The following is a 12,095-nucleotide window of genomic DNA, read 5'->3' as shown; positions in this document are numbered from 1 at the left end:
AGATTCTAAGGAGGGCGGCCCAGTCGCCCTCCTGCTTATCCTTCAGAATGGGAAGGCGATGAGATCATGTTCTTGAAGCACTGGACTGCTGTTGCAAAGCTAGTGTGCATTGCGGTCATTCTTTCCTTGCTGTTTACGGCCTGCACGGATACCAAGCCTCAGGTGACTCCAGTCGCCTTGACAATTCAGAGTCCGCAGACAGTGCCAAGTGTACGAACGGAGCAAATATTTGATAAGGACGCTGGTAAAGGACAACTGACCATCCGTTATTTTTATTTGGATGGAGATAATTTGATGGGTGACAGCTTTTTGATTGTTTCTCCGGATGGCAAGACGATGCTGGTAGACGCTGGACTGCCGGAAGTCGGACCGCAAGTGGTGAATTATTTAAATAAGCTTGGAATTAACCTACTAGACATCGCACTGAACACCCACCCGCATATTGATCATATTGGGGGATTCGCTACCGTTGCGAAGGAGAAGCCAATCAAGTCCTTTTATATGGTGAATTTGCCGTATACCAAATCCTCCGCTTACAACAATGCCATGGCCCCTCTTGAAGCGGTGCCTATGAAAACGCTTGAGGAGGGAGATGTATTCCAACTGGGCGAGCATGTGCGATTCGAGGTGCTCAGTCCACCCAAGGGAGCGTTGCCCGAAGCGGTGAAAACATTTTCCGCTCAGGAAATTAACGATTATTCCATGGTGCTTAAGATGACTTATGGTGAACGCACATTCTTGTTTACCGCTGATATCTACAAGCACCGGGAAATTGAGCTTACCTCTTCCCCCTGGAAAGAGAAGCTGAAGTCAGACATGATGGATATTCCTCATCACGGCAGCGAATCAACCTCCTCTTCGGAGGCGTTCCTGCAGGCCGTTTCCCCGCAGATCATCATCATGAGTCAAAACCTGTTCCAAAGCCCGAACCTGCTGGAGCGCTTGGAGAAAAAAGGCGCGAAGGTTTACTCCACCGGCATGCACGGCAATATTATGCTTCGCTCCGATGGTACGACAATGAACGTAACGACTGAAAAAGATTGGTTAAGGAGGAATCATTGATGTCGAAACAGGAACAGGAACATGTGGAACAAGCAACACGTCAAATTAGCAGAAGAAAATTGCTTGCCTCTTTGGGATTGACAAGTGTAGCCCTTGCGACCGGTACTAACTTATTCCAATCTACTTCCGGTGTTTCTGCCAACTCGGTAACTGAAGAGGTCTACGGTCAGAAAGGCCATCCTATCTTTACGACAGAAGCAGTTTCAATGAAAAATATTCGTGATTACGGTGCTGTTGGGGACGGCTCAACCGATGATACTGCCGCAATTCAGAACGCATTGAATCAAGCGCTTCAAGGGACGGGCTCGCATGTTCACATTCCTAAAGGGACCTACAAAGTCACGGACACACTGCGGATCTACCGTCATACACGTCTGACATTAGATACAGATGCCAAAATTCTACGCTGCCATGATCATTCATTTTTAGTAAATGGAGATAACGGCCCTGGCTTCCAAGGCTACGAAGGGCATGGAGATTTATGGATCGAAGGCGGTATTTGGGAAGGGAACATCCTCCAGTATCCTGATACCTATAATGGGTTCGGCCTGGCCAGAGGCAGGAACATCATAATCCGCAACATCGAAATGCGAGATGTCGTTACCGCTCACGGTGTCGATATGAACGCTTGCGAGAACGTCGTCATTGAGAATTGTCGGTTCCTTGGATATCGGGATAGTACGCCCGATCAATCCAGAAATTATGCGGAAGCGATTCAATTAGCCAATCATACACAGGAAGGTTTTAGCCAAATGGGCGCCTTCGACGGAACCCCATGCCGTAACATTACTGTCCGAAGCTGCTACTTTGGGGCAAGCGGTACAACGGGGACACAAGCATGGCCTGCGGGTGTAGGTAATCATTACGCCGTTTATGACCTTTATAATTCGAATATCAAAGTAGTTGACAATACCTTCGAAGGTATGACTTTTGCCGGGGTACGCAGCTTCAAGTTCGCTGAACTATTCATCTCGAACAACTTATTCCTCAATTGCAACAGGGGCATTATGCTGTCTAATCCTGCGGGAAATACCAATTCGTCCAAAGATGCTGCTGGTAACCAAACCGGTCTACCGCAATCCAGTAAAAATATTGTAATTTCCGGTAATATATTTAAGGGGACGCAGCTCGAAACGATTTATTGCGTAGGATGGCCCAAAACGGCTTTGGTATATGCCAAAGTGGAGTCGGTTATCATCACCAACAATGTGTTCGCGCAGGGATCATCCAGCAAGAACTGCATCAACCTGCGATGGGTGCATAAGGTGAGTATTACCGGGAACTTGTTCCACAACCAATATCGTGGAATCTGGTTATCATACGTAACCAAAGCAAGTATTAGTCATAACGTCTTTCAGGACATCAATATGGAGGCTATATTCTCCGAAGAACCAGACGCAGATTACAAAAACCGCGGACTCACGGCCGACATTCAGGTACTTCATAATCAGATCGATCGCTGCGGCAGGACCGGTATTTATATTCAAAGCATGGAGAAATTTCAGATTATTGGAAATATCATTAATTCCCCGGCAACTGAAACTAACAATACGCGAAGTGGCATCCTTGTTGCGAATTCAGCTAAAAAAGGGAAGGTCGCAGGTAACCATATTACTAAAGCTTTGACCGGCAATCAAAACCAATATGGCATAAGCGTTACCGCTACTTGCAGCGATGTGCAGGTCGCTGACAACATGGCCGAAGGCATGACGGCCGCCGTGTCTATTCAAGGTTCCACGAACTTTGACGGAATTTACTTACATAGTCCGAACGGAATGCGGTATAAGATGACCATTGGTAACGATGGCGTTATGATGCATAGCCCCGCATAAGCAAGTATTTAAATAAAAGCCCCGGATCACCAGTCTAACCCATATGGCTTCACTTCCTTACCGTTCAAACGAAAAAGATCACCCGAAGGTGATCTTTTTCTGTAAAGCGGGCGGCGGGAATACTCCAAATACTTATTTTAAATGCTTCCTACGGAAGCGGCTATTGGTATATTGGGACGCGCGTCCTACTTGAGTATATTCTATGATGTCTTCACGGACGGTCGAACCCATACGGCTTCTCTTCCTTTCCCGTTCAAACGAAAAAGACCACCCGAAGGTGATCTTTTTCTGTGAAGCGGGCGGCGGGAATCGAACCCGCGCGATCAGCTTGGAAGGCTGAAGTTCTACCATTAAACTACGCCCGCGTATTATAAAGGGATTGATGGTCGGGACGACACGATTTGAACATGCGACCCCCTGCTCCCAAAGCAGGTGCTCTACCAAGCTGAGCTACGTCCCGATGCGGTTTATGAAAATGGCGCGCCCTGAGAGATTCGAACTCCCGACCTTTTGATTCGTAGTCAAATACTCTATCCAGCTGAGCTAAGGGCGCAAATTAATTGGAGCGGAAGACGGGGATCGAACCCGCGACCCTCGCCTTGGCAAGGCGATGCTCTACCGCTGAGCCACTTCCGCATCGTATAATTGCTTGTCATTCTCGCTAACGTTTCTCCGAGGCGACAAGGAATAATATATCAGGAATTGAAGACAAATGCAAATGTTTTTTCTTTCCTTTTTTCATTTGATGAAAATACCGCCAAATGGCAATACTTCTTTGGCAATACGACGCAATAGGCTGTCATTTTTCATATGCTCATCCAATTTGCGATCCGGCTTACAGGGCTGCATGAGAACATGGCCTTGCCCCGTCATTTCCCAATGATAATTCATATGCTGACTGGCCAGTGTATTGCCGTACACACACAGACGCAGCTGAGCATTCTGCGGATACGCAACAAGACAGCTTGTATCAACATATAAGGGCTGCTTAACATCCAATGCCATTTGGTAAATCGGTCCTGTAGTCAGAAGTCCTAGTTTGCCTGGACCTTTAAACTGCATTTTCACAAGATCCTGCGTAATCAGTGTATTCTTAACATTTTGCAGATGAGAAGTGTAGCTGACTCCCTCTGTGTAAAACAAAACATGCCGGAATTCATATAGAAGTTCATCATCCACTCCTATCGGTATAACAGCCATGCTGTATCCTTCAGGCAGCCCTAGCATTACATTGGCAGGACCATGCAGCCGTGACTGAACAAAACGCTTCTTCCTATACATACTCGGCAGTTTCATTAACGAATCTTCTCTCTGCTCAGACTTCCCTTGGAAAGCGACAATTTGGTTCGGATGCAGCACATGAACAGACTCACCCTGTTCGATGCACATTGTAGCTATCTTTGCATGTGAGCTCACTTCCTCGAAAGATACCTCCATACACACCGACCTCCTCGTAAGACTACATTTATCTCATTCCGCGCTTTTGCCTCCTCCAGACCATGAATCGAAACACGCGGCCTAGCACAAAATAAAAAAGAACCAGCAAAACAGCCGTCACAGCCATATAGGTTAATTTCCGATTTCGCTTTTCTTTATCTAGGGCTACTTGTTCCATGGCCTTCAAGCGTTCTTGCAATTGTTCATTTTCCCTTTTAAGCGTTTCGTTTTGCCCAAGAAGCCGTTCCTCCGTTTCTTGCGAATGTCGTATGGCTTCGGAAAGCTTATCCTTCTGGTCCTCTAATTGCTGCTTTGTTGCCTCATAGTCCTTCTGAATTTGTTCCACATTCTCTGGTAGTTGATATATGTCTTTCACCCGATCCAACCATGAAGCTTGGACAGCAGAAGCTGGATACATAAATCCAAACAAGATGACAAGTATGCTCAAGATTTTAATAGCCCGCGCTAAATAACGTGTCTGCATCTGCCGCCCCTCCCCCTGTGGATATCGACATTTTCTTCTATTTTACCGCAAAAGTCACCCCTTCACCACTTCTACAGCTGCTATGGGATACCGCAAGATCGTCATCATTCTCAAAGACTCCACCTTTCTCGGGTCTGATAAATAAAACTCATGATGGAGACCGCGGATCTTCCGTCTATGTTCAGTCAGCAGACATAAAAAAACTTACCCTTCGCCAAATTTCGCGAAACAGGTAAGTCTCATGCTCATAAAAAATCGTATGTAATTATACCGCTGCTGGTGGCGTGAATGAACGCTGAGCAAATTCAGCATCTAACATGTAGAAAGCGTTACTGTCTTTATCAATGCGTTTCAATTTATTAATAATGCTGTCGAACATTGCTTCTTCCTCTACCTGCTCATCAATGAACCATTTCAAGAATTGCATAGTCGCATGTTCTCTATCGTTCAATGCCAAATCGGATAGATGATAGATACGTCTTGTTACTTCTTGCTCATGTTGATAAGCATGTTCAAAAGCATCTAGGATCGATTTGTACTCATTCACAGGCGTATCCATACCAGCAAAGCTAACCTTTTTTCCACGATCATTTATGAATTTGAAAATTTTCATTGCATGGAATTTCTCTTCTTCAGCTTGTACAATAAAAAAGTTGGAAAAGCCGTCTAAGCTTTCCGCAGCACAATAACCAGCAATAGCCAAGTAGACGTGCGCGGAATAAAACTCATAGTTCATCTGCTCATTGAGCGCTTCTGTAAGTGTATCGTTTAACATAGATGCACACACCTTTCTGTATGGTTATCTCTTGCGTATTCCCCATACATACAAGATTACCAGAACTCCGCATACAAATACAAACGGAAGTAACAATTTAAGAAGGGTTAAGTTCAAGCCATCACGCTTTCTGCCCTAGATTCAGCTATAATTTGTTTGATCTGAGCATAAAGTAAGTCAGGCGATGCTGCACACAACAGCTCCTTTTTACCGATCATGGCAATACACTCTTTCTTACAATGCTTACAATTACCTAAGCAGTCCTTCTTCTTCTGCTTAAGGCCCGGATATTCGTTTTTCAAGGACTTATATATTTGTTTGGATCCGAACTTTTCATTTCTACAGCAGTATTTAATCGTTTTCATGTTCGATCTCCCCCCGCCATCGCTTTTACCACTATAATTGATATTAGTGATAATAATAATCAATGTCAACTGAAATTTAAAGTTGCTTGTCCATAGAACGCAAAAAACTCAATAGCCGCTAGGCCATTGAGTTTTTTAAATCTTTAGTATGACGAGTGACACAGTCTATCATTGAACAGATTTCTAACTGTGCAGGTGCAGAGAAGTCAAAAGGGGTGCGACCCGCACTCCGGGCCATAAAGGTAACTGTCTTAGGGCGATTCGGCAGTAAATCAAAATAGTTATCATCAAATATACCCTCTATCGACGTAGATAATCGCACCTGTTTGGCCAACGTATCTGTTTCCAATACAAACCGGGTTCCCCCGCTTCCTTCCACCTCGGTTATTTGAATGGTTGGGTCAGCTAGTTTCATTTCCTTGAATGGCACCAAATAATGTTCGCAGCTTCCGATGACTGTTCCATCCGTCTCCAACTGTACAACTAGCAGAACGGATGTCTCATCGTTTCCTGCCAGCAACTCTTCTTTATTGACCGAGAGGGCTTTAACACCTGATAAAGCATCAACCTCAACCGGCCCCACGCAGCACCATATAACATCTCCAGAAAAATTCAATAACTCTATCCTAAGCGTCCCGTGAATCGGAAATCGGAAATCGGAAATAATGTAAACATCGAGGCGGCTTTCATCTGTATCATCCACAGAGAGAAGTACATCGCTGAAGCTGCGCCGTGCATAATATTGCAAGGCTTTCCATCTGCCATAGTAATCCATCCCAGCCCATGAGGCCACAGGCCAGCAGTCATTCATCTGCCAATATAGAGAACCCATACAGTATGGCTTACGGCGTCGATGCGCTTCAATGGCAGTTTTCATCGCCTCCGCCTGCAATACCTGACTCATATATAGAAAGGATGGGAAATCTTTCGGCTCCCTCATATAGATGTCCATGTATTCCTTAATTAATTGATTGCCACGTTTGTGCTTCTGATGTGCCAGCATGACTTCAGATTCTAACGCCATATCTGTTTCCTCGGCATAGGTCTTAACCGACTCGTATTCCGGGAATGATTGAAAACCATATTCGCTCATAAAGCGTCCAACGTGCTCATTATACTTCTCAAAGGGCTCTACAGAATGCCATACGCCCCAGTAGTGAATATCCCCAGAGGAAGAATTCTGGTGAGCATGTTGATCCTCATTCCCCTTAAGCCCACACATAGGTGAAGAAGGCCAGTAAGAAATATCCGGAGCCCATCGGTTAACTGCTTCAGGTAAAATCATATGAAAAATTTGCTCATAATCATGCCAAATACGTTCCCGCTGCTCGGAGCTGTAAAGCTTTTTCCATCCCCATCCAGCCTGCTCATCGTAATGTGACCACGCCGTATCCATTTCGTTGTTTCCACACCACAACGCAATACAAGCATAGTTTCGGAGACGTTTAATGTTCTCCTCAGCTTCTAACTTAACATTTAGTAAAAAAACTTCGTCACCAGGGTACATACTGCAGGCAAACATAAAGTCTTGCCACACGAGAAGCCCATACTCATCACAAAGCTCATAAAACATATCCTGCTCATAGATCCCGCCGCCCCAAACCCGAAGCATGTTCATATTGGAGGCTGCCGCTGTGGCAATTTCATGTCTATAGGTTTCGTAAGTAACTTCTGTTAAAAAGCTGTCATTCGGTATATGATTGGCACCTTTGGCAAACACGGCAACGCCATTTAATTCGATATAAAATGAGGTTCCTTCGTCATCTTGATTCGTCACCAGTTTAATGGTTCGAAGTCCGGTTCTAATACTTTTCTGTGCTGCAGAACCTCTCGTTCCTATTAATTCCACTTTAAAGCTGTATAAATCTGGCTCTCCTAACCCTCTGCACCACCACAAGCGGGGTTGATCAATAGACATATTCAGTTCGACATGATTAATTCCACTTACCAGATTTACTTTCCTGGTCCAACTGAGACCTTCCGTAAGAACATGTAGTGATCCTTCCCATGCTTCTGTAACCTCTATCTCAAGAACAGCGGTAAGTTTAGCGAGTACAGGAGTAACTTCATCTTGCCTGATATATACATCGGTAATCCGGCATTCCGTCCAGCCTTCAAGTCTCACCTCACGCCATATTCCGCTTGTTACAAAGCGCGGACCCCAGTCCCATCCGTAATGGTATGGCGCCTTACGAGCAAAGACGCTAATCTTCTTATCAACGAGACCGCCTACATCTGACTGATCGTTCGATGCCGGCAGTCCATAGCCCAGCCTCTCTAACTTCGGTAAATCTTCATGAATCGGCGATCTGAAATGAACCGACAGCTTGTTATCACATTCGGTGAGCCATTGCTTAACATCAACTCTCCAGCTGCGGAACATATTATCCGCTGAAAGAATGTGCCGATCATTCACATATACATCTGCGTACGTATCTAATCCGTCAAACACAAGCTCCAAATGTAAGCTTGCCTTTAGCTCCTCTGGAACATCAAAAAAGCATTGATACTCCCAATCTTTTTTGTCGATCCACTGCAGCTCGCTCTCATTCTTTCCATAAAACGGATTCGGAATAATGCCGTTATGATATAGATCCATATGGACACAACCAGGAACCTTAGCTGGTATCCAGTTATTTTCGTCACAAGCTTTAAACGTCCATTCTTTCCATACATTTGCTGTTTCGCTCATCCTGTCCTCCATCATAAGCGGTGCTATCGAAAACCCGCTATTATCATCTATAGTCGAACATCGCTAGTATTCGTACCCTTACTTTCTTTCAGTCTCGCTTCTTCTATCTCATGTTCCCAATTCAGATGCCGGTATTCGGCCGCTTCATTAGAGGTGTCAAACCAATCCCTAAAGTCCTGCCAAAGAGCCGGTGTCCACATCCCGTCGATTTGAGCTGTTGTATATATGCCCTCATTCAGCCTTATAAATCCGAAGACGTCGCGCACTTGCGATTTTTCTGCAAGCTCGACCGTCGTTTCCGCCAAATGCGGAGGAATAAAGATAACTCCGGATGGGGTTCCGAGTACAACATCACCCGGTAGGCATACAGCTCTTCCAATCCGGCATGGCACATTCATGCCGACCATTGTCACATCCTCGATAGCGGTTGGATCGCTTCCTCGATAATAAACATTGATTCCCTCAATTTTGACAACCTGCTGATTATCACGAATGCCTCCCCATATGACAGCACCGCCTCGTTTCGTACGAGCGGAAATGGCTGTTGATAGATTGCCCCCAACGAATGTACCTTTATAGACCTTATCGAACATGTCGACTACGGCTACATCATCCTCTTCCAGACAATCGATAATCCATTGATTGAAGAAGCCTTTTCTATTCTCTTGTTCATGTCCATAATTTAGAAGTGTATGATGCAAATCAGGGCGGTGTGGTAGCAATACCGAAGTCACTGCACGACCTACCATGACTTGTTCGGGATGAATAATCTTGAAATCCCCTTCAAATTGAAACTTGTAACCGCTGTTCCATAGGGGGCCCCATGCTTCCTCCAACGTAATCCGGCGCATACGCCGCAATACATCGTCGGATACTTTTGGACGTCCATTTAGGAATCGCTCCCCTTCCCATAACGGCGTAAGTTGGATGATGTCTTCAGCATTATCGAATTTCATGAGTTATTCCTCCTGCGTTTTCGATTTTGTCAGCTCCATAAGCGGTCGTTCGACCAACGATGATTCCATTCATCCGTCGATACCCATAATCCCTGATCTTCTGGATGCAAATGCTGCGCAATCACTTCGTCATTAAGTTCCTCAATACCAAGACCGGGAGCATCGGGCACGGTGATGAATCCATTCTGAACAAGCGGTTTCGTCACATAGCTAGAAATGATGAGATCATCCCACCACGACACATCATCGGAGTGGAATTCCAAGGCAAGGAAATTCTCCGTTGCAGCAGCCACATGTGCAGCCGCTAGACAGGCAATTGGGCTTTCAGCCATATGAATCGCCATTGCTACGCCATATTCTTGCGCCATATCGCCGATTTTCTTCGTCTCTAGTATTCCGCCAGCCGTTAGCACATCCGGATGAATGACGGATACTCCGCCAGCTTCAAGGAGCGGTCTGAAATTTTCTTTTAAATAAATGTCTTCACCCGTACAAATCGGGGTTGTGACACTACTCGCTAGCTTGGCGTACTGCTGCGTATACGTCCATGGAATCATATCCTCCATCCAAGCCAGGTTGAACTTATCGATCCGACGCCCAAGTTTAATACAATCTTCAACACCGATATGTCCAAAATGATCAATAGCAAGGGGAACTTCATACCCGATAACGGATCGAACATCCGCTACATATTGTTCCAGCATATCAAGCCCCTTTTCTGTCACATGGATGCCTGTAAAAGGATGCGCGATATTGTACATATCATACACTCGGTTGCGCAGCGCTCTTTCTTCGGATTGTGGAAGGCTTCCGGGCTGGCGTTTCCACCAGGAACGCGATAGACTCTGCATGTCTTCTAAGAATCCAAGAGGCGCGCTTAACGTACCTGGCTCATGAATAATCTGATTGATGCCAAGATCCATTTTCAAAAATGTATATCCTTTATTTATTCTTTCTTTCAACGCTAATCCCATCGCATGACCGGTGTCTCTACCGTTTACGTCCGTATCACAGTACATTCGAATTTTATCGCGAAATTTGCCACCCAGCATTTGATAAATAGGAATCTGATAGGCCTTTCCTGCTAAATCCCATAGTGCAATTTCTAGACCGCTGACGCCCCCACCTTGACGAGCATGACCTCCGAACTGCTTAATACGACGGAACAATTTATCAATATGACAAGGATTCTCCCCTAGCAATCGACTCTTCAACATCTGAGCGTACACTTTATCCGCACCATCACGAACTTCTCCATAACCAACCAAACCTTGGTTGGTATACACCTTAATTAGGCTGCAATGCATCGGTGCGCTGACAATATCGGCAAAGCGGATATCAACGATCCTCAGCTCAGATGGATTTGAATGCCCGTTAACGTGGGCTAAAGTGCTTTCATAGGTATCTGGTTTCAGAATGATCCTCAATCCCTTCTTTACTGTAAATAAATTGCTTCTCCGTTATCATTAATTGTTTGAAGCTGCAGCCTCCATCAATCCCTTGATGTACCCAACCCCAAACAATCGGCCTAATAGCTCGTAACCCGGATTCTTATTATCCTCTCCTGCCATTGTAGGTACATGATCGGGCCTTGCAGGACCTTGATAGCCATATTTATAGTAAAGCTTCATGGCTTCGAGCATATCCGTCTTGCCGTCATCATGAAATGTTTCCTCGAAACGTTCCGCATTGCCCTTTACATCGCGAAAATGCACAAAAAATATTTTGTTCTGTTCCGCAAAACGAGTGATAACAGACGGAATATGCTCACCAGCTGTAGCCAATGTCCCTTGACATAAAGTAATCCCGCTATACTCGCTTGGAACTAAATCGATAGCCCTCTGCAGGGCATTGGCGCTCGTCAATATACGTGAAACTCCTCGAATTGGTGAAATTGGCGGATCATCCGGGTGTAGAGCAAGCTTCACCTTGGCTTTCTCAGCAGTTGGTACAATTTTCTCCAGATAGTACCGGAGATTGTCCCAGAGCCGATCTTCCTCTACGATACCTGCCTCCGTCAAAGGTGCATCTTTCATCAAAGAATGATCATAACCGGATACAAGGGCTTCTCCACGTGTACGAATGCTCGTTGATGTGCGGAACCAGCCAAACTGTGCCATAAAATTGTAGCAAAGGACAGGTATGCCAAGAGCACCCATGTTCGTAATCAACGTTTGCATGACGGCAATCTCTTCATCCCGCCCAGGTAGCCCTAATTTAATTAAATTCGTCGAAGGAGCTGATTCAATAACGGCTAATTCGATACCGTTGTTGTCGAATCTTTGCTTCATTAGAAGCAGATTATGATAATCCCACGGCTTCATACCGTTAAGTTCTCGGGGCAATGGACCCACCGCATAATTCACGCCCATTTGTTTGGCAAGCGACCAAAGCTGATCAGGTTCTGATGAAAAAAATTCAGCTAACTGCATGCTAACATGACCTCCTTGAATGTTGAGCCACTTCAATTCTCAAAGGAGAACGGAAGTGGC

General features: G+C 45.3%; 10 protein-coding genes and 4 tRNA genes. 2 read left to right on the top strand and 12 right to left on the bottom strand.

The window, feature by feature from the left end:
- Window positions 1–66 precede the first annotated feature (66 nt).
- Together QFZ78_RS27620 and QFZ78_RS27615 are read left to right on the top strand one after the other, a co-directional pair.
- Entirely contained in the window at window positions 67–1,062 is a 996-nt protein-coding gene (locus QFZ78_RS27620) for a ComEC/Rec2 family competence protein (protein ID WP_307552253.1), read from the top strand.
- Window positions 1,062–2,894, top strand: coding sequence for a right-handed parallel beta-helix repeat-containing protein (locus tag QFZ78_RS27615; protein WP_307552252.1), 1,833 nt, complete (start codon window positions 1,062–1,064; stop codon window positions 2,892–2,894). The genes QFZ78_RS27620 and QFZ78_RS27615 overlap by 1 nt, the downstream gene beginning before the upstream one ends.
- 294 nt (window positions 2,895–3,188) lie before the next feature.
- Here QFZ78_RS27615 and QFZ78_RS27610 read toward each other — a convergent pair.
- From QFZ78_RS27610 to QFZ78_RS27555, 12 genes are all read right to left on the bottom strand, one after another.
- Window positions 3,189–3,259, bottom strand: a tRNA-Gly gene (locus tag QFZ78_RS27610).
- Between the two features lie 18 nt (window positions 3,260–3,277).
- Window positions 3,278–3,354, bottom strand: a tRNA-Pro gene (locus QFZ78_RS27605).
- 16 nt (window positions 3,355–3,370) lie between these two features.
- Window positions 3,371–3,447, bottom strand: a tRNA-Arg gene (locus tag QFZ78_RS27600).
- Window positions 3,448–3,455: 8 nt separating this feature from the next.
- Window positions 3,456–3,530 (bottom strand) — tRNA-Gly (locus tag QFZ78_RS27595).
- Between the two features lie 102 nt (window positions 3,531–3,632).
- Window positions 3,633–4,331 (bottom strand): AIM24 family protein, encoded by a 699-nt coding sequence (locus QFZ78_RS27590; RefSeq protein ID WP_307552251.1) that lies wholly within the window; start codon window positions 4,329–4,331, stop codon window positions 3,633–3,635.
- 28 nt (window positions 4,332–4,359) lie between these two features.
- The gene (locus QFZ78_RS27585) at window positions 4,360–4,815 is read right to left on the bottom strand and encodes a hypothetical protein (RefSeq protein WP_307552250.1); all 456 of its coding nucleotides are present in this window, start codon (window positions 4,813–4,815) and stop codon (window positions 4,360–4,362) included.
- Window positions 4,816–5,080: 265 nt separating this feature from the next.
- On the bottom strand, window positions 5,081–5,590 hold the full coding sequence (locus tag QFZ78_RS27580) for a ferritin (RefSeq protein WP_057307929.1): 510 nt from the start codon (window positions 5,588–5,590) through the stop codon (window positions 5,081–5,083).
- A gap of 113 nt (window positions 5,591–5,703) precedes the next feature.
- Window positions 5,704–5,955, bottom strand: coding sequence for a DUF1450 domain-containing protein (locus QFZ78_RS27575; protein ID WP_307552249.1), 252 nt, complete (start codon window positions 5,953–5,955; stop codon window positions 5,704–5,706).
- A gap of 118 nt (window positions 5,956–6,073) precedes the next feature.
- Window positions 6,074–8,647, bottom strand: coding sequence for a beta-mannosidase (locus tag QFZ78_RS27570; protein ID WP_307552248.1), 2,574 nt, complete (start codon window positions 8,645–8,647; stop codon window positions 6,074–6,076).
- 47 nt (window positions 8,648–8,694) lie between these two features.
- Complete coding sequence (locus QFZ78_RS27565) at window positions 8,695–9,603, bottom strand: RraA family protein (RefSeq protein WP_307552247.1); 909 nt, start codon at window positions 9,601–9,603, stop codon at window positions 8,695–8,697.
- Between the two features lie 29 nt (window positions 9,604–9,632).
- Window positions 9,633–11,021 carry a mandelate racemase/muconate lactonizing enzyme family protein gene (locus tag QFZ78_RS27560; RefSeq protein ID WP_307555929.1) on the bottom strand — a complete coding sequence of 463 codons (1,389 nt, stop codon included), beginning with the start codon at window positions 11,019–11,021 and terminating at the stop codon, window positions 9,633–9,635.
- Between the two features lie 48 nt (window positions 11,022–11,069).
- Window positions 11,070–12,035: a mannonate dehydratase gene (locus QFZ78_RS27555; protein WP_307552246.1), complete on the bottom strand. Its 966-nt coding sequence runs from the start codon at window positions 12,033–12,035 to the stop codon at window positions 11,070–11,072.
- Window positions 12,036–12,095 lie beyond the last annotated feature (60 nt).

Source organism: Paenibacillus sp. V4I5 (assembly GCF_030817255.1).
GTDB lineage: Bacteria > Bacillota > Bacilli > Paenibacillales > NBRC-103111 > Paenibacillus_E.
The sequence above is the reverse complement of the archived record's forward strand: the minus strand, read 5'-3'. Positions and strand labels throughout refer to the sequence as shown.